This is a genomic window from Pseudomonas canadensis (assembly GCF_000503215.1).
In the GTDB taxonomy this organism is placed as follows: Bacteria; Pseudomonadota; Gammaproteobacteria; order Pseudomonadales; family Pseudomonadaceae; genus Aquipseudomonas; species Aquipseudomonas canadensis.
Genome location: NZ_AYTD01000017.1, coordinates 250043 through 266725, shown reverse-complemented (window position 1 = coordinate 266725; position 16683 = coordinate 250043). Strand labels below are relative to the sequence as shown.

Sequence of the window (16683 nt, the reverse complement as noted above, 5' to 3'; positions counted from 1 at the left end):
CCAAGTCGACTTATGTAGATACATACCGCTAATCGCGCGTTTTTTCATGCCGTTTTCAGACGTTCGGCCAAAGCTGTCGCCAGTTGGGCAGTTAAACCGTACACCGATAATTGTGGGTTGGCCCCAATGCTGGTGGGGAATAAAGACCCGTCGTGGATCGACAGGTTGCGCAATTGGTGGTGGCGACCGAGGCTGTCGGCGACTGCATTTTTCGGGTCCTCACCCATGGCACAACCGCCCATCACATGGGCACTACCCAGACAGGTGCGGTGCAATTCCAGGTTGAGCTCCTCGATCATCGTTCGGGCTTCGCCCAGTGTTTTCACGTAGCGCGCATCGTGATGCAGCGGCTTGACCGACTGGGCGCCCGCGGCGAACTGGATCTCGGCCATGCTGTGGAACGCACGGCGCAATCCATCCCAGGCGTAATCCGATACCTGGTAGTCGAGCACCGGCGTGCCGTCACCGCGCAGTTCCACGCTGCCGCCCGGGCTGTCGGGGTGGAAACCATCGCGCAGCAGCGCCAGCATCGCGTGGGTATTGGGCAATTGGCTCATGTCCAAGGCGTTCTGAGTGCCATAACCGCCGAGCAACGTGCTGGCCAACGCAGGATGTAGAGGCGGTGCCTCCAGCTTGTAGGACATTTTGCCGGTGGTGCCGTCCTGCCACTGGAAATGGTCGGAATAGATCGATTGCGGCGCACCGTAGAACGGGTTGATCACCTCATCGAACAACCCGGCGGAGAAATTCACCAGGTGCAGGAAGGTGCGTTTGCCCAACCGTTTGTGCGGGTCGGGCGCATCCGAACGCATCAGCAGCGCCGGACTGTTGATGCCGCCGCCGGAGAGCACATAGTGCTTGGCCTTCACTGTGATTTTGCGGCCAGTCGGCGCCACGCACAGGTTATCCATGGCCACGCATTCCAGGCTGCTGATCGTGTCGCCGCTGTAGAGCAGACGTTCGGCGCGGGCCAGGTAGAGCAGTTCGCCGCCTTTTTCCAGGGTGGACGGGATTGTGGTCACCAGCATCGATTGCTTGGCATTGACCGGGCAACCCATGCCGCAATACCCCAGGTTGAAGCAACCACGCACGTTGCGTGGGATCACGTGCCAGCTGTAGCCGAGCTTCTCGCAGCCTTTGCGGATCACATCGTTGTTGGGGTTGGGCGGCAGGGCCCAGGGCGCGATACCCAAGCGCTGCTCCATCTTTTCGAACCACGGCGCCATTTCGGCGCTGCTGTGGCCCTTCACCGCGTATTCGCTGGCCCAGTGGCTGAGGGTGGCGTCCGGCGTACGGAAGCTCGACGTCCAGTTGATCAGCGTCGTGCCGCCCACTGCACGGCCCTGCAGGATGGTGATCGCGCCATCCTTGCTCATGCGGCCGATGCCCTCCTGATACAGGCTGGTGTAGGCCTCGTCTTCCAACAGCTTGAAGTCGCTGCTGGTCTTGAGCGGGCCTTCTTCAATTAGCAGTACTTTGTAGCCGGCGGCGCTGAGGATTTCGGCGGTGGTGCCGCCACCGGCACCGCTGCCGATGATCGCCACATCGGCTTCCAGAGTCAGGTCGTTGTCGAGGGCGGCGCCATTGTGGGTTTTCCAGCCACGGGCCATGCCGTCGCGGAAGGGATCGGGTACGGGCATCAGGGTCGTCTCTAATTTTTATTGTGGGGGGAGGCGATTCAAATTTTCGGCGGCCCGGGGTAGCCGCAATGGGCCCAGGACGCCGGCTGGAAGTACCAGGCCATGATCACCAGCTTGAGCAGCGAGCCCTGGCCCATGCGCAGCAGGTTGAGGTAGCTGTTTTCCCAGCGCTGCAGAAAGTTGCGGATTTGCTCGCCGCTGGCGTTTTCCCAACTGCCCCAGATCCCGGTCAGCGGGCCACGGGTGATGGCCATACCCAGCACGTCGAACAGTTGCTGGGTGAGCTTGAACATCTCCGGCGACAGGTGTTGCAGGCTGAAGTCGAGCTTCTTGAGGGTGTCTTCAACGCCGCTGGCAACTGCCTGGGCACTGGCCACACCTTCCAGCAGCACCGGGATCACGGCACGCAGGAACGGTAGATCACTGCTACGCAACATCACGAAACCGCTGGCCGGCGTGCTGCTGGAGCAACCGCTGAGACTGGCACCCAGCCCGGCGGTAGCCAGGAAGGCGCTGGCACACAGGCCGATTTTCAGGACGCCGCGCCGCGACAGCGCGGGTGTTTCAGTCAGGCTAGGGTTCATTGTTATTGTTATCCCGTGGGTGGCGGTTTCAGCGGACGAACAGCTTCTGGATCAACTTCTGGATCGATTTGCCGTAAGGCGGATAGATCAACTTCGCCGCGTTCAGGCGCTGTTTCACCAGCACGCCTTTGGCTTTGCTGAAGGTGAGGAAGCCTTCGTGGCCGTGGTAATGGCCCATGCCCGACGGGCCGATGCCGCCGAACGGCATGTCGTCCTGGGCCACATGCAGCAAGGTGTCGTTCAGGCAGACGCCGCCGGAATGGGTTTCGTGGAGCACACGATCCTGCTCGCCCTTGTTGTAGCCGAAGTAATACAGGGCCAGTGGGCGAGGGCGTTGGTTGATGTAGGCAAAGGCTTGGTCGATGCCGCGATAGGGCACGATCGGCAGCACTGGGCCGAAGATTTCGTCCTGCATCACGGTCATGTCATCGCTGACATTCAACAACAGGCTATGGGCCATGCGCCGCGCCTGGCCTTGGTCGTACAGCGGAACCAGGGTGGCGCCTTTGTCGGTAGCGTCCTTGATGTAGGCGTTGAGCCGGGCCAGTTGTCGTTCGTTGATGATCGCCGTGTAGTCCGGGTTGTCGACCAGGGTCGGATAAAACCCACGAACGGCTTGGGTATAGGCCTCGACAAAACCTTCGACGCGATCCTCCGGCACCAGCACGTAGTCGGGTGCCACGCAGGTTTGCCCAGCGTTCAGCGCTTTTCCGAAGGCGATGCGCTCGGCGGCGTCCTTGAGCGGCACATCGGCGGACACGATGGCGGGCGACTTGCCACCCAATTCCAGGGTGACCGGCGTCAGGTGTTCGGCCGCCGCACGCATCACGTGCTTGCCAATGCTGGTGGCGCCGGTAAACAGCAGGTGATCGAAGGGCAGCTTGGAGAACGCCATGCCCACTTCGGCCTCACCCAGCACCACGCACACCAGGTCCTCGGGGAAGATCTTCGCCAGCAGCGCCTTGAGCAGCTCGCCGGTGGCGGGTGTCGATTCGCTGAGCTTGAGCATCACCCGGTTACCCGCCGCCAATGCGCCGACCAATGGGCCGATAGCCAGGTACAACGGATAGTTCCAGGGCACGATCACGCCGACCACGCCCAGGGGTTGATAGATGACTTTGGCTGACGCGGGCTGGAAGGCAATGCCTACGGCGCGACGGGAAGGTTTCATCCAGCCCTTGAGGTGTTTGCTGGCGTAGTGAATGCCGTGCAGGCTGGGCATCAGTTCAGCGAACAGGGTTTCGTCCGCACTGCGGTGGCTGAAGTCCTGGCTGATCGCGTTGATCAGCGCCTGACGCTCATCGCTGAGCAGGTCACGCAGGGCCTTGAGCCATTGCTGACGTTGTGCGGCCGGCGGCATCGGGTTGGCGGTGTAGGCACGGCGCTGGGTGTCGAACAGGCTCTGGAGCTGGTCCAGCGCCTGGGAATCTTGCAGGTAGGCAACGTTGGCAGACATGGCGGCGTTCCCGATTGTTATAGGTCTGCCTGGATTTTTAGAGTCATTGCTCTAAATTGTCAAATGTCATTACGCAGTTGCGGATTTATCCTCGCAAGATTAGGCCGTAAGATGCCCCATCACGTGTACAGAAGCTGATCCCCTATGGCACCACGAGTAAAGACCAGCGAGCGCATTGTGCAAACCAGCCTGGAGCTTTTTAACCAGCAGGGCGAGCGCAGCGTGAGCACCAACCACATTGCCGCCCATATGGAAATTTCGCCGGGCAACCTGTACTACCACTTCCCCAACAAGCAGGCGATCATCGCCGTGCTGTTTCGCGAATATGAAGCGCTGGTAGATAGTTTCCTGCGCCCGCCCCAAGGTCGCGCCGTTACTGTCGAAGACAAGCGTTTCTACCTGCAGGCCGTGTTGGCCGGCATGTGGCGCTACCGTTTCCTGCACCGCGACCTCGAACACCTGCTGGAAAGCGACCCGGAACTGGCCACCGGCTATCGGCGCTTCTCCCAGCGTTGCCTGACCCAGGGCGGGGCTATTTACCAAGGGTTCGTCGACGCCGGCATCCTCAATATGGACCCGGTGCAAACCGAAGCCCTGACCCTCAATGCCTGGATCATCCTCACCTCCTGGGTACGTTTCCTTTGCACCACCAATGAAAACTCTGCCCATTTGAGCGCCGAGGCGATCAAGCGCGGGGTGTATCAGGTGCTGGTGCTGGAGGCTGGGTTTGTCACGCCCCAGGCCAAAGAGGCGGTAGATGCCTTGTTCAAAGAATTTTACGTGCCGTTGAATCAGGCATTGGAAGAAGTGAAGTAGGACCTTTCCCGAATCTGTTCATTAGGAGTCCGTCATGCCGCTTGCCCAACTGATCAGCCCCCAGCAACTGGCCGAGCGCCAGAAGGCCGGCGGGGTGGTGATCCTGGATTGCCGTTTTGCCTTGGAAGACCCGGACTACGGGCGTTGCAGCTATGCCGAAGGTCATATCGAAGGCGCGCAATACGCCGACCTGGAGCGACACCTTAGTGGCCCGGTGACCAAGGGTGTCACTGGACGTCACCCATTGCCGGCGGCGGACACCTTGGTTCAGCAATTGCGGGCCTGGGGCATCAGCGCAGATACCGATATTGTGCTGTATGACGACGGCCCCGGCGCCTATGCCGCCCGCGCCTGGTGGCTGCTGGCCTGGCTGGGCAAGCGCGATGGCGTGTTTATCCTGGATGGCGGCCTCAAGGCCTGGCACTCCGCCGGTTTCCCGCTGAGCCTGGACGCGCCGCTGGTTGAGCCTGGGACGTTCGCCGGTACGCCGGACAACCGCCTGCTGGTGGACGCCGAACACCTGCAAAAACGCTTGGCCCAGTCGGGTCTGACCCTGATCGACGCCCGCGCTCAAGCACGTTTTCGCGGCGAAGTGGAGCCGATCGACCCGATCGCCGGGCACATCCCTGGCGCGCAATGTGCGGCCTTCAACGAAAACCTGGGCGCCGATGGCCGCTTCCTTCCGGCTGAACAGCTCAAGCAGCGTTTCGCCGCCCAGTTGCAAGGTCGCTCGCCGGATGAGCTGGTGGCGTATTGCGGTTCCGGCGTGACGGCGTGCCACAACCTGTTCGCCCTGAGCCTGGCGGGTTATCCGTTGGGCAAGTTGTATGCGGGGTCGTGGAGCGAGTGGATTACCGATCCTGCGCGGGCAATCGCTACCGGCGACTGAGCACACCCCCGTAGGAGCCCGGCTTGCCGGCTCCTACAGGCGTGGCTTGGTTTGCGTCAGCAGCCAGGCGGGAATCCGTCGTTCCAGGTAATAGCTCGGCTGTTTGAGAGAACCATCGACAAAACCGACATGCCCACCCTTGGCCAGCAGCTCAAACTCCGTGCATGCCGACAATTCGCTCGTCTCAGGCAGGCTGTGGGCGAACACAAACGGGTCATCGGCAGCCTGGATGATCAGGGTGGGCGTGCGGATATCGCCCAGGTAATAACGGCTCGACGCGCGGCGGTAATAGTCCTCGGCACTCAGAAACCCGTGGAGCGGCGCAGTCACCCGGCCATCGAAATCCCAGAACGTACGCATCTTCTCCAGTGAGCCCAAGGCTTCCAGGGTTTTGAGCCCGTCTGCCCGACCATCTTGCAGAAAACGGCTCTGCTTGACGCGGATATACGCCAGCATCTCACGCATGAAATGCCTCTGATAAACCCGCGAGAAGCCCAGGCCAATGCGGTCCGCACATTGGTCCAGGCGAAACGGCACCGACACCGCCGCCGCGCCTTGCAGTCCCGATGCCGCGCCGGTTTCACCCAGATGCTTGAGCAGCACATTGCCGCCCAGCGAATAACCCACTGCATACAGCGGCGCCAACGGGCGCTTGGCGTGCAGATGGGCGATCGCTGCCGCGAGGTCTTCGCTGGCGCCCGAGTGATAGCTGCGCGCCAACAGATTCGGTTCGCCCGAGCAGCCACGCCAGTTCAACGCAGCGCTGGCCCAGCCTTGCGCAGCCAGGGCTTTTTGCAGGCCGGCCACGTAGGGCGAGTTGGATGAGCCGGTCAGCCCGTGCAGCACCAGCACCAACGGCGCTTGCGCGTCATGGGGGCCGTGCCAGTCGAGGTCGAGGAAGTCGCCGTCGTCCAGCCACAGGCGTTCGCGTTGGCGTTTGATGTGGGTGGTGGGACGCCACAACGGCCCCCACAGTGTTTGAAGGTGGGGGTTGCCGAGGCCGAAGGCGGGGGTGAACAGGTGGGTAGAAGGCTTCATGAAACTCTCTGCTCCAGGCACATTTAGCTGTGGCGAGGGAGCAAGCTCCCTCGCCACAACAAGCCCGCTCACCACAGTTTAAGCGGCGCTCTCGACCAGCCGATGCCACAACGCGTAATACACCCGCCCGGACTTCTGTTCCCGGTGCAGGCGCCAGCCTGCCGGCAGGCCCAGGGTCGAAGGCGCGGTCTCGCTCTCAGTGTAGATCCACGTATCCGGCGCCAGCCATTGGCGCTCTTCCAGCAGCGTGCACACGGTCGGCAGCAGGTTCTGGTTGAACGGTGGGTCGAGGAACACCACGTCGAACTGGCTGGCCGGCTGGGTTTCCAGGTAGCGCAGGGCGTCGGCGGTCTGGACCTGGCCGGTGGTGCAACGCAGGGTGCCAAGGTGTTCCTTGAGGCTGGAAACGGCCACGTTGCTGGCGTCCAGCGCCTGGCCCAGGGCGGCGCCACGGGACAGCGCCTCCAGGAACAACGCGCCACTGCCGGCAAACGGATCCAGCACTTTGGCACCGGCGATGTAGGGCGCGAGCCAGTTGAACAGGGTTTCACGTACGCGGTCCGGCGTCGGGCGCAGGCCTACGACGTCGGGGAAACTCAGCTTGCGGCTGCGCCATTCGCCGCCAATGATGCGCAGTTGGCCCACACCGTTATGCACGTTGTGGACAGGTTTTTTCGGGCGAGATGAACTGGCCATTAATGCTCCGGAACCCCGAGCGGCTGCTCGGCGGGTTTATCAGTGGGGGGCGGTAGTGGCTTTTGCGCAATCGTCGGGCCGGCGGTCACGATGACCATCTTGTCGGCGCTCAAGTGTTTGTTCATGGCAGCCTTGACCTGCTCTACGGTCAGGGCCTGGGATTGTTTCATGAAATCTTCCAGATAGGTCAGCGGCAGGTTGTAGAAACCCATCGCACCCAGCTGCCCGACGATATCGGCGTTGCTCGCGGTGGACAGCGGGAAGCTGCCGGCCAGCTCACGCTTGGCGTCATCCAGTTCCTTTTGCGTCGGGCCGTTGTCGAGGTAGTCCTTCACCACGTCTTCCACCAGGCGCAGGGTGCCGCCGCTCATTTCGGCGCGGGTCTGCAGCTGGATCATGAATGGGCCGCGTACCTGCATCGGTGAAAAGCCGGAGTACACACCGTAGGTGAGGCCGCGTTTTTCACGCACTTCGCTCATCAGTCGGGTGCCAAAACCACCGCCGCCGAGGATCTGGTTACCCAGGGACAGGGCTGCATAGTCCGGGTCTGCGCGGTCGATGCCCAGTTGCGCGAACAACAGGTGCGTCTGCTTGGAAGGGAATTCGATGCGGTTCAAGCCTGGCTTGGGTTCGGTCGGTTGGGCGATTTTCGGCAAGGCCGGGCCTTTAGGCAGCGAGGCGGAAATCTTGCCCGTCATGGCTTCGGCCTCGGCGCGGGTCAGGTCGCCCACCACCGCGATCACCGCGTTGCCGGCCGCATAGCCTTTGGCGTGGAATGCCTGCAACTGCGCCAGGGTAATCTTCGGAACGCTTTCTGGCGTGCCTTCGCTCGGGTGTGCGTAAGGGTGATCGCCGTACAAGCGCTTGAACAGCTCCAGACTCGCCAGCTTGCCGGGGTTCTGCTTCTGGTACTCGAAGCCGGCGAGGATCTGGTTCTTGATCCGCGCCAGGGAATCGGCGGGGAAGGTCGGCTTGCCGATCACCTGGTCAAACAGGCTCAGGGCGGCGTCACGTTTATCGCTGTCGCTGAGGCTGCGCAGGGACACCAGCGCCATGTCGCGGTACGCGCCGTTGCCAAAATCTGCGCCCAGGCCCTCGAAGTCACGGGCGATCTGGCTTACATCCTTGCCCGGCACGCCTTCGTTGAGCATGGCGTTGGTCATCAGCGCGAGGCCCGGCACGTTGCCGTCCTGGCTGCTGCCGGCGGCGAACAGGATGCGCACGTCGAACATCGGCAGTTCATGGGCTTCGACGAACAGCACCTTGGCGCCTTCGGCAGTGTTCCAGGTTTGTACGTCGAGCTTGCGGTTGGTCGGTGCCTTGTCGTCTAGCTCTGCCAGGGATTGCAGCTTGTTGCTCGACTGGGCTTTTTCCAGTGCCGGGCTGGCGACGGAGTCACTCGGGCGCAGGAAATACACGGCGCTGGCGGCGATCAGGGTGACGACGACCAGGCCGGGGAAGATCAGGCGGCTGCTTTTGCGATCACTCATGAGCGGTCTCCAGAGGCAAGACATGGGCGACGCTGAGACGTTCGCGGGTGAAATAGGTGCGCGCGGCTTTCTGGATATCTTCCGGGGTCACGCTTTGCAGGTCGGCCAGTTCCGTGTCCATCAGTTTCCAGGACAGGCCCACGGTCTCCAGGGAGCCAATGGCTGTGGCCTGGCTGGTAATGGAGTCACGCTGGTAGACCAGGCCCGCAATCACCTGGGCGCGGATGCGTTCCAGTTCTTCGGCGGTCGGCGGCTTGGCCTTCAGCTCTTCCAGCAGGCGCCACAGGCCGGCTTCGGCTTGGGCGACGGTCTTTTTCTTCTGCTGGTTGGGGGTGGCGGTCAGCATGAACAGGGTGTCGCCACGGGTGTAGGCGTCGTAGTTGGTGGAGGCAGCGGAAACCAGCTCTTCACCGCGTTCCAACTGCTCGGAGATCCGTGCACTGTAGCCGCCGTCCAGCAAAGCCGAGATCAGGCGCAGGGCCTGTACCGAGCGTTTGTCTTCGGCGGTGGCCAGGCTTGGCACGTTGAAGCCCAGGATCACGCTCGGCAGTTGGGTCTGCACTTTCATGGTCAGCAGGCGCTCGCCGGGCTCGGCCAATTCCATCGGGATCTTGGCCGGTGGCACGTCACGCTTGGGAATCGGGCCAAAGTAGCGCAGGGCCAGGTTTTTCACTTCGTCCGGGGTGACGTCGCCGACCACCACCAACGTGGCATTGTTCGGCACGTACCAGGATTGGTACCAGTGGCGCAGCTCTTCGACCTTCATGCGGTCCAGGTCGGCCATCCAGCCGATGGTCGGCGTGTGGTAGCCGCTGGCCGGGAAGGCCATGGCCTTGAAGCGCTCGTAGGCCTTGGACATCGGGTTATCGTCGGTGCGCAGGCGGCGCTCCTCTTTGATGACCTCGATTTCGCGACTGAACTCGTCGGCCGGCAGGCGCAGGCTGGCCATGCGGTCGGCTTCCAGCTCGAAGGCCACGCCCAGGCGATCACGGGCCAGCACTTGGTAGTAAGCGGTGTAGTCATCGCTGGTGAAAGCGTTCTCTTCGGCGCCCAGGTCGCGCAGGATCAGCGAGGCTTCGCCGGGGCCGACCTTGGCGCTGCCCTTGAACATCATGTGCTCCAGGGCGTGGGACAAACCGGTCTGGCCCGGGGTTTCGTAGCTCGAACCGACCTTGTACCAGACCTGGGAAACCACCACGGGCGCACGATGATCTTCGCGCACGACGACCTTGAGGCCGTTGTCCAGGGTGAATTCGTGGGTGGGTTGTGGGTCGGCAGCCAAGGCTGAAAGAGGCAGACAAACTGTGCTGAACAGCAGGCCTGCGGCGCGGCGGGCTAGAGCATTCATTCGTTTTTAAACCTGTTGGGCTGCCCGCTTGGTCTTAGCGTCGGCGGGCGAGGAGGTGCTAGGATACTGATCCGACTGAGTGACGGCCACTGCGGCTGTCTTGTTGAGGCCCTATTTTGGCCTTCAAAATGTTGCGCATGAACGAGCTGGCTAAAAAACAGTCTGTTACGCATCGAATTTTATTTACCGACGCGCCTACTGGCGCGTCGCTACCTTGAGATAGCCGTCTCCATGTTTGGTTCCAACGACGACAAGAAGACCCCAGCTGCGGCTGGCGAGAAAAAAGGCCTGTTCGGATGGCTGCGCAAAAAGCCGCAGGAAACCGTCGACGAACAGCCGCCGGTTCAGCCTGAACCTATCCCTGAGCCAATAGTAGAAGCCGAGCCGGTTGCCGAAACCCCGGAGCCGGTGGTGTTGACGATGGCCGAGCCGGTGTTGCAGCCGGTGGTCGAAGCTGAGCCAGAGCCAGAGCCAGAACACAAGGCGTGGCCGGAACTGCCGGTGGCCGAAGAGCCCGTGGCACTGGTTGAGGATGTGCAGGCTGAGCACGTGACTCCGCCCATTCCGGCTGTGGTCGAGGTCGCTGCGCCTGCGGTTATCGAGCCAGAACCCGTAGTGGCTGCCGTCGAAACCAACAAGACCGGCTTCTTTGCCCGCCTCAAGCAAGGCCTGAGCAAGACCAGTGCCAGCATTGGCGAAGGCATGGCCAGCCTGTTCCTCGGCAAAAAAGTCATCGATGACGAACTGCTGGAAGACATCGAAACCCGCCTGCTCACCGCCGACGTTGGCGTCGAAGCCACCGCCGTGATCATCCAGAGCCTCACCCAGAAGGTCGCGCGCAAGCAACTGACTGATGCCGACGCGCTGTACAAATCCCTGCAGGCCGAACTGGCGGCGATGTTAAAGCCGGTGGAAGCACCGCTGGTGATCACCCCGAACAAGCCATTCGTGATCCTGGTGGTGGGCGTCAACGGCGCCGGCAAGACCACCACCATCGGCAAGCTGGCCAAAAAGCTGCAGTCCGAAGGCAAGAAGGTCATGCTGGCGGCGGGTGACACCTTCCGTGCCGCCGCAGTTGAACAACTGCAGGTCTGGGGCGAGCGCAACAAAATCCCGGTCATCGCCCAGCACACCGGCGCCGATTCCGCCTCGGTGATCTTCGATGCCGTGCAAGCCGCCAAGGCCCGCAACATTGATGTGCTGATCGCCGATACCGCCGGTCGCCTGCACACCAAAGACAATTTGATGGAAGAGCTGAGAAAGGTTCGCCGCGTGATCGGCAAGCTCGACGCAGACGCCCCGCACGAGGTCCTGTTGGTGCTGGACGCCGGTACGGGCCAGAACGCTATCAGCCAGGCCAAGCAATTCAACCAGACGGTGCAACTGACCGGCCTGGCATTGACTAAGCTCGACGGCACGGCCAAGGGCGGCGTGATCTTCGCCCTGGCCAAACAGTTCGGGTTGCCGATTCGTTATATCGGCGTCGGTGAAGGCATCGACGACCTGCGCACCTTTGAAGCCGAACCCTTTGTACAGGCACTGTTTGCCGAGCGGGAGCGTTCATGATTCGATTCGAGCAGGTCGGTAAACGCTATGCCAACGGGCATGTGGGCTTGCATGAGCTGAGCTTTCGGGTGCGTCGCGGCGAGTTTCTGTTTGTAACCGGCCACTCCGGCGCCGGCAAAAGTACCCTGTTGCGCCTGCTGCTGGCCATGGAGCGCCCGACCACCGGCAAACTGCTGCTGGCCGGGCAGGACCTGGCAACCATCAGCAATGCGCAGATCCCGTTCCTGCGCCGGCAGATCGGCGTGGTGTTCCAGAATCACCAACTGCTGTTTGATCGCACCGTGTTCAACAACGTGGCGCTGCCGTTGCAGATCCTCGGGCTGTCCAAGGCCGAGATCGTCAAGCGCGTGGATTCGGCCTTGGAGCGCGTGGCGCTGTCGGACAAGACCGACCTGTACCCCGGCGACCTCTCCACCGGCCAGCAACAGCGCGTTGGCATCGCCCGCGCCATCGTCCACCGCCCGGCCTTGCTGCTGGCGGACGAACCTACCGGTAACCTCGACCCGCGCCTGGCGGCCGAGATCATGGGCGTGTTCGAAGACATCAACCGCCTGGGCACCAGCGTGCTGATCGCCAGTCACGACTTGGCGCTGATCGCCCGCATGCGCCATCGCATGCTGACCCTGCAGCGCGGCCGCCTGATCGGTGACGGGGAGGCCGGCGTATGAGTGCGACACGCAGCCCTAAAGTCTCCGAGCGCGTGGCGCCGAAACCGGCCGACCCGCAACCGCAGAAGAAAAAACACGATCATGATGACGACGGCCCGGACTTCAGCACCTTGCTGCGCGCCTGGATCGAAAGCCATCGCGCCAGCCTGGTCGACAGCCTGCGCCGCTTGGGCAAGCAGCCGATTGGCAGCTTTTTCACCTGCCTGGTGATGGCGGTGGCCCTGAGCCTGCCGATGGGTTTGTCGTTGCTGCTGAATAATGTGGAGCGCCTCGGCGGTTCCTGGCAGCGCGCGGCGCAGATCTCGCTGTACCTGAACATCGACGCCAGCGCCAAAGACGGCGAAGCGTTGCGCGACGACATCAAGAACATCCCAGGTGTGGCGGATGCCGAGTACATCAGCCGCGACCAGGCCCTTGAAGAGTTCCAGCAACAATCCGGCCTGGGCGAGGCGCTTAAAGAGCTGCCGCAGAACCCGCTGCCGGGCGTGGTACTGGTGACGCCGAATGAAGTCGACAAGCCGGCGCTGGAAGCCCTGCGACAAAAACTCGCAGAGATGCCCAAGGTGCAGCAGGCGCAACTTGATCTAGTCTGGGTAGAGCGCCTTGCGGCGATCCTCAAGCTGGGCGACCGGTTTGTGTTCGGTTTGACGGTGCTGTTGGTGTCTGCATTACTTTTGGTGATAGGTAATACCATTCGTCTTCATATTGAAAACCGTCGCACCGAGATAGAAGTGATTAAACTGGTCGGCGGCACGGACAGCTATGTGCGTCGTCCTTTTCTGTACATGGGCGCGCTTTATGGCTTTGGTGCCGGGGTTTTGTCCTGGGGCGTGCTGGCATTCGGCCTGGACTGGCTGAACGACGCGGTGGTCGGGCTGGCCGGACTCTACGGCAGTGATTTCGCGCTGGCCGGCGTTCCGGTAGCCGATGGTCTGAGTCTCTTGCTTGGCGCGGTATTGTTGGGGTATATCGGTGCGTGGATTGCGGTCGCTCGTCATTTACGCGAGTTGGCACCGAAGTAGTTAATGTCAGATTAATGTGGTTTCGTTTGTATTGACCGTATTGGTGGTTTAGGGAACTTGTCCTACGGTTCCCGGTCAATTTTCGCAGTGCTTCACTGCACGAGTTATGTGAGTCGGAGGTTTTTTCGTATGACCACTTCTTTGCAACCTGCTTATGCCTTGGTCCCGGGTGCGAACCTGGAAGCCTATGTGCACACGGTCAACAGCATTCCATTGCTGACGCCTGAGCAGGAGCGTGAACTGGCCGAGAGTCTCTACTATGAGCAGGATTTGGGGGCGGCTCGGCAGATGGTGCTCGCCCACCTGCGTTTTGTCGTACATATCGCCCGTAGCTACAGCGGCTACGGCCTGGCCCAGGCTGACCTGATCCAGGAAGGCAACGTCGGCCTGATGAAGGCTGTGAAACGCTTCAACCCGGAAATGGGTGTGCGTCTGGTGTCGTTTGCTGTGCACTGGATCAAGGCGGAAATCCACGAGTTCATCCTGCGCAACTGGCGCATCGTGAAAGTGGCGACCACCAAGGCCCAGCGCAAGCTGTTCTTCAACCTGCGCAGCCAGAAAAAACGCTTGGCGTGGCTGAACAACGAGGAAGTCCACCGCGTGGCCGAAAGCCTCGGTGTGGAACCGCGTGAAGTGCGCGAGATGGAAAGCCGCCTGACCGGCCATGACATGGCCTTCGACCCCGCTGCTGAAGCGGACGACGACAGCGCCTTCCAATCGCCGGCCAACTACCTGGAAGACCACCGGTACGACCCGGCGCGTCAACTGGAGGATGCGGACTGGAGCGACAACTCCAACCACAACCTGCACGAAGCGCTGGAAGTGCTCGACGACCGCAGCCGTGACATCCTCTACCAGCGCTGGCTGGCGGAAGAAAAAGCCACGCTGCACGACCTGGCACAGAAGTACAACGTGTCGGCCGAGCGAATTCGTCAGCTTGAGAAAAGCGCGATGAACAAGCTTAAGTTGTCGATCGCCGCCTAAAACGCTGCGAAAAGATAAAAAATGCCCCGATCGGAAGATCGGGGCATTTTTGTTTGTGCTCAAAGAGTCTCAGGTCAACTCGATTTAATGTGGGAGCTGGCTTGCCTGCGATGAGGCCGTGTCAGCCAAAACAACTGTTGACTGACCCACCGCTATCGCAGGCAAGCCAGCTCCCACAGGAACCGCGGGGTGTCAGTCGGACCAGGGTGCTTTGCGTGAGTTGTTCAGCTCAACCAGATACCCATCCCCACCCAACTGGCTCATCTGCTGGCGAATCCAAGCCGCTCGCCTCGCCACATACGCCGTCGGGTGACTGGCACTCCACACCCTCGGGTTAGGCAGTACAGCAGCCAAATAGCTGGCCTGCTGTCGCGATAACCCCTTGGCACTCACCCCAAAGTGATGCCGCGCCGCCGCTTCCGCGCCGAACACGCCTTCATCCCACTCAACACTGTTGAGATACACCTCAAGAATCCGCTGTTTGGGCCACAACACCTCGATCAGCCCGGTAAACCAGGCTTCCAGGCCTTTGCGCAAATAACTACGGCCGGCCCACAGGAACAGGTTCTTCGACACCTGCTGGCTCAACGTACTGGCGCCGCGAATCGAGCCGCCGCGCTCGTTGTGCAGGATCGCCGCCTGGATCGCGCCGAAGTCAAACCCCCAATGCTGCGGGAAGCGCTGGTCTTCACCCGCCATCACCGCCACTTTGAGATCGTCGGAGATCTCATCCCACGGCACCCAACTGCGCTGCAGGTCAATGGGTTCGCCGTCGAACCAGGATTCGACCTTGCGCTCCACCATCAGCGCGGTGAAGGGCGGCGGGACGACACGAAACAGCAGCACCAGCAGCACACTGCCGATGGCAAACCATTTCACGACGTTGAGAAAGCGTTTGAAGAGGAGACGCAGCATAGAGATGGCTTGGCCGAACCCGTTGAGCGGGCCATTATACAGACCCGGCCCTTTGAGTCTGACTGGAGTTCCTCATGTTGCGTGGCTTTCTAATGTTGGCTGCCTTTTTCGGCTTCACCGGCGTGGCCCTCGGTGCGTTCGCCGCCCATGGCCTGAAAAACCGCTTGAGCGCCGAGTACTTGGCGATCTTCCATACCGGCGTGACCTACCAACTGGTCCATACCCTGGCGCTGTTCGGCGTGGCGTTGCTGGCGGCGCATATTCCTGGCCGGTTGGTCAGCTGGGCGGGTATCTCGTTTACCGTCGGCATCCTGCTGTTCTCCGGCAGCCTGTATGTGCTGACCCTGACCGGGATCAGCAAGCTAGGCATCATTACGCCGTTTGGCGGGCTAGCGTTCCTTTTAGGTTGGTTTTTCCTCGGTCTGGCGGCGTGGCGCTTGCAGGCCGCCTGACCAAGGGGCTTGGGCCGGCAACCTCAATCGGGCTAGAATGCGGGCCCCTAAAAACGATGGCGGCCCGTGGCATGCGCATTCAGTTGAACGGCGAATCCTTTGAACTACCCGACGGTGAAACCGTTGCGGCCCTGCTGACCCGTCTGGACTTGACCGGACGTCGTGTTGCAGTGGAACTCAATCTGGATATCGTCCCGCGTAGCCAGCACGCCGAGACCACGCTCACCGAGGGTGACCAGGTCGAAGTGGTCCACGCCATCGGCGGCGGTTAGTCGCGCAGCTTCCTGAATTCTGCAGAACCTCACCCCATTTCGAGGATTTCCCATGAGCATCGTTCGTAGCGACAAGCCCTTCGTCCTGGCCGGTCGTACCTACCAGTCCCGTCTGCTGGTCGGCACCGGCAAGTACCGCGACATGGAAGAAACCCGCCTGGCCATCGAAGCGTCGGGCGCCGAGATCGTTACCTTCGCCGTGCGCCGCACCAACCTCGGCCAGATTGAAGGCGAGCCGAACCTGCTCGAAGTGCTGTCGCCGGATCGCTACACCTTCCTGCCCAACACCGCCGGTTGCTACGACGCCATCGAGGCCGTGCGTACCTGTCGCCTGGCCCGTGAGCTGCTCGACGGCCATAACCTGGTGAAGCTGGAAGTGCTGGCCGACCAGAAAACCCTGTTTCCCAACGTGATTGAAACCCTCAAGGCCGCCGAAACCCTGGTCAAGGAAGGTTTCGACGTGATGGTCTACACCAGCGATGACCCGATCATCGCGCGCCAACTGGCGGAAATCGGCTGCATCGCCGTCATGCCGTTGGCCGGCCTGATCGGTTCCGGCCTGGGTATCTGCAATCCGTACAACCTGCAGATCATCCTGGAAGAAGCCAAGATCCCGGTGCTAGTGGATGCGGGTGTAGGCACAGCCTCAGACGCAACCATCGCCATGGAGCTGGGCTGCGACGCGGTGCTGATGAACTCCGCCATCGCCCACGCCCAGCAGCCGATCATGATGGCCGAAGCCATGAACCATGCCATCGTCGCGGGCCGCCTGGCCTACCTCGCCGGTCGCATGCCGAAAAAACTCTACGCCAGCGCCTCCTCGCCGCTGGATGGTCTGATCAAGTAA

General features: G+C 61.6%; 17 protein-coding genes. 9 read left to right on the top strand and 8 right to left on the bottom strand.

The annotated features are described in order from the left end of the window. Positions 1 to 44: 44 nt before the first annotated feature. From U367_RS0119970 to U367_RS0119960, 3 genes are read right to left on the bottom strand one after another with little or no spacing between them, the layout of a single operon-like run. Positions 45 to 1640, bottom strand: a complete 1596-nt coding sequence (locus tag U367_RS0119970; protein ID WP_028618323.1) for a GMC family oxidoreductase — start codon at positions 1638 to 1640, stop codon at positions 45 to 47. A gap of 38 nt (positions 1641 to 1678) precedes the next feature. Continuing rightward, positions 1679 to 2224, bottom strand: a complete 546-nt coding sequence (locus U367_RS0119965; protein ID WP_028618322.1) for a hypothetical protein — start codon at positions 2222 to 2224, stop codon at positions 1679 to 1681. Between the two features lie 28 nt (positions 2225 to 2252). Beyond that, positions 2253 to 3680: a coniferyl aldehyde dehydrogenase gene (locus tag U367_RS0119960; RefSeq protein WP_028618321.1), complete on the bottom strand. Its 1428-nt coding sequence runs from the start codon at positions 3678 to 3680 to the stop codon at positions 2253 to 2255. 144 nt (positions 3681 to 3824) lie between these two features. Here U367_RS0119960 and U367_RS0119955 point away from each other — a divergent pair, with 144 nt between their 5' ends. After that, entirely contained in the window at positions 3825 to 4496 is a 672-nt protein-coding gene (locus U367_RS0119955) for a TetR/AcrR family transcriptional regulator (RefSeq protein WP_016976019.1), read from the top strand. Between the two features lie 34 nt (positions 4497 to 4530). Next, positions 4531 to 5385 (top strand): sulfurtransferase, encoded by an 855-nt coding sequence (locus U367_RS0119950; protein WP_028618320.1) that lies wholly within the window; start codon positions 4531 to 4533, stop codon positions 5383 to 5385. 33 nt (positions 5386 to 5418) lie between these two features. Here U367_RS0119950 and U367_RS0119945 read toward each other — a convergent pair whose 3' ends face one another. The 4 genes from U367_RS0119945 to U367_RS0119930 all read right to left on the bottom strand — a co-directional run bounded on the left by U367_RS0119945 (position 5419) and on the right by U367_RS0119930 (position 9957). Further along, positions 5419 to 6423, bottom strand: coding sequence for a hydrolase (locus U367_RS0119945; protein WP_028618319.1), 1005 nt, complete (start codon positions 6421 to 6423; stop codon positions 5419 to 5421). Between the two features lie 78 nt (positions 6424 to 6501). Then, positions 6502 to 7119 (bottom strand): 16S rRNA (guanine(966)-N(2))-methyltransferase RsmD, encoded by a 618-nt coding sequence (rsmD, locus tag U367_RS0119940; protein WP_028618318.1) that lies wholly within the window; start codon positions 7117 to 7119, stop codon positions 6502 to 6504. Continuing rightward, the gene (locus U367_RS0119935; RefSeq protein ID WP_028618317.1) at positions 7119 to 8609 is read right to left on the bottom strand and encodes a M16 family metallopeptidase; all 1491 of its coding nucleotides are present in this window, start codon (positions 8607 to 8609) and stop codon (positions 7119 to 7121) included. Before U367_RS0119935 ends, rsmD begins: the two co-directional genes overlap by 1 nt. Continuing rightward, a complete protein-coding gene (locus U367_RS0119930; RefSeq protein WP_028618316.1) occupies positions 8602 to 9957 on the bottom strand; it encodes a M16 family metallopeptidase in 1356 nt (451 codons plus the stop codon). Before U367_RS0119930 ends, U367_RS0119935 begins: the two co-directional genes overlap by 8 nt. A 231-nt stretch (positions 9958 to 10188) precedes the next feature. On the opposite strand from U367_RS0119930, the gene ftsY reads away from it, so the two are divergent. The 4 genes from ftsY (at position 10189) to rpoH (ending at position 14197) form a co-directional block, all read left to right on the top strand. Continuing rightward, positions 10189 to 11523, top strand: a complete 1335-nt coding sequence (gene ftsY / locus U367_RS0119925) for a signal recognition particle-docking protein FtsY (protein ID WP_028618315.1) — start codon at positions 10189 to 10191, stop codon at positions 11521 to 11523. After that, a complete protein-coding gene (gene ftsE, locus U367_RS0119920; RefSeq protein WP_003234627.1) occupies positions 11520 to 12191 on the top strand; it encodes a cell division ATP-binding protein FtsE in 672 nt (223 codons plus the stop codon). Before ftsY ends, ftsE begins: the two co-directional genes overlap by 4 nt. Next, the gene (gene ftsX, locus U367_RS0119915) at positions 12188 to 13213 is read left to right on the top strand and encodes a permease-like cell division protein FtsX (RefSeq protein WP_028618314.1); all 1026 of its coding nucleotides are present in this window, start codon (positions 12188 to 12190) and stop codon (positions 13211 to 13213) included. The genes ftsE and ftsX overlap by 4 nt, the downstream gene beginning before the upstream one ends. 129 nt (positions 13214 to 13342) lie before the next feature. Beyond that, a complete protein-coding gene (gene rpoH / locus U367_RS0119910; protein WP_003176698.1) occupies positions 13343 to 14197 on the top strand; it encodes an RNA polymerase sigma factor RpoH in 855 nt (284 codons plus the stop codon). Between the two features lie 192 nt (positions 14198 to 14389). On the opposite strand, the gene mtgA is transcribed toward rpoH, so the two are convergent. Then, entirely contained in the window at positions 14390 to 15112 is a 723-nt protein-coding gene (gene mtgA, locus U367_RS0119905; RefSeq protein ID WP_016976027.1) for a monofunctional biosynthetic peptidoglycan transglycosylase, read from the bottom strand. Positions 15113 to 15186: 74 nt separating this feature from the next. Between mtgA and U367_RS0119900 the strand changes: the two genes are divergently transcribed. The 3 genes from U367_RS0119900 to U367_RS0119890 all read left to right on the top strand — a co-directional run bounded on the left by U367_RS0119900 (position 15187) and on the right by U367_RS0119890 (position 16683). After that, the gene (locus U367_RS0119900; RefSeq protein ID WP_016976028.1) at positions 15187 to 15564 is read left to right on the top strand and encodes a DUF423 domain-containing protein; all 378 of its coding nucleotides are present in this window, start codon (positions 15187 to 15189) and stop codon (positions 15562 to 15564) included. Between the two features lie 71 nt (positions 15565 to 15635). Further along, positions 15636 to 15836 (top strand): sulfur carrier protein ThiS, encoded by a 201-nt coding sequence (gene thiS, locus U367_RS0119895; RefSeq protein WP_028618313.1) that lies wholly within the window; start codon positions 15636 to 15638, stop codon positions 15834 to 15836. Positions 15837 to 15888: 52 nt separating this feature from the next. Next, positions 15889 to 16683, top strand: coding sequence for a thiazole synthase (locus tag U367_RS0119890; protein WP_015886353.1), 795 nt, complete (start codon positions 15889 to 15891; stop codon positions 16681 to 16683).

Bases quoted from the DNA above. Each gene is read 5' to 3' on its own strand.
- U367_RS0119970 (WP_028618323.1), bottom strand. From the start codon at position 1,640: ATGCCCGTACCCGATCCCTTCCGCGACGGCATGGCCCGTGGCTGGAAA.
- U367_RS0119965 (WP_028618322.1), bottom strand. From the start codon at position 2,224: ATGAACCCTAGCCTGACTGAAACACCCGCGCTGTCGCGGCGCGGCGTC.
- U367_RS0119960 (WP_028618321.1), bottom strand. From the start codon at position 3,680: ATGTCTGCCAACGTTGCCTACCTGCAAGATTCCCAGGCGCTGGACCAG.
- U367_RS0119955 (WP_016976019.1), top strand. From the start codon at position 3,825: ATGGCACCACGAGTAAAGACCAGCGAGCGCATTGTGCAAACCAGCCTG.
- U367_RS0119950 (WP_028618320.1), top strand. From the start codon at position 4,531: ATGCCGCTTGCCCAACTGATCAGCCCCCAGCAACTGGCCGAGCGCCAG.
- U367_RS0119945 (WP_028618319.1), bottom strand. From the start codon at position 6,423: ATGAAGCCTTCTACCCACCTGTTCACCCCCGCCTTCGGCCTCGGCAAC.
- rsmD (WP_028618318.1), bottom strand. From the start codon at position 7,119: ATGGCCAGTTCATCTCGCCCGAAAAAACCTGTCCACAACGTGCATAAC.
- U367_RS0119935 (WP_028618317.1), bottom strand. From the start codon at position 8,609: ATGAGTGATCGCAAAAGCAGCCGCCTGATCTTCCCCGGCCTGGTCGTC.
- U367_RS0119930 (WP_028618316.1), bottom strand. From the start codon at position 9,957: ATGAATGCTCTAGCCCGCCGCGCCGCAGGCCTGCTGTTCAGCACAGTT.
- ftsY (WP_028618315.1), top strand. From the start codon at position 10,189: ATGTTTGGTTCCAACGACGACAAGAAGACCCCAGCTGCGGCTGGCGAG.
- ftsE (WP_003234627.1), top strand. From the start codon at position 11,520: ATGATTCGATTCGAGCAGGTCGGTAAACGCTATGCCAACGGGCATGTG.
- ftsX (WP_028618314.1), top strand. From the start codon at position 12,188: ATGAGTGCGACACGCAGCCCTAAAGTCTCCGAGCGCGTGGCGCCGAAA.
- rpoH (WP_003176698.1), top strand. From the start codon at position 13,343: ATGACCACTTCTTTGCAACCTGCTTATGCCTTGGTCCCGGGTGCGAAC.
- mtgA (WP_016976027.1), bottom strand. From the start codon at position 15,112: ATGCTGCGTCTCCTCTTCAAACGCTTTCTCAACGTCGTGAAATGGTTT.
- U367_RS0119900 (WP_016976028.1), top strand. From the start codon at position 15,187: ATGTTGCGTGGCTTTCTAATGTTGGCTGCCTTTTTCGGCTTCACCGGC.
- thiS (WP_028618313.1), top strand. From the start codon at position 15,636: ATGCGCATTCAGTTGAACGGCGAATCCTTTGAACTACCCGACGGTGAA.
- U367_RS0119890 (WP_015886353.1), top strand. From the start codon at position 15,889: ATGAGCATCGTTCGTAGCGACAAGCCCTTCGTCCTGGCCGGTCGTACC.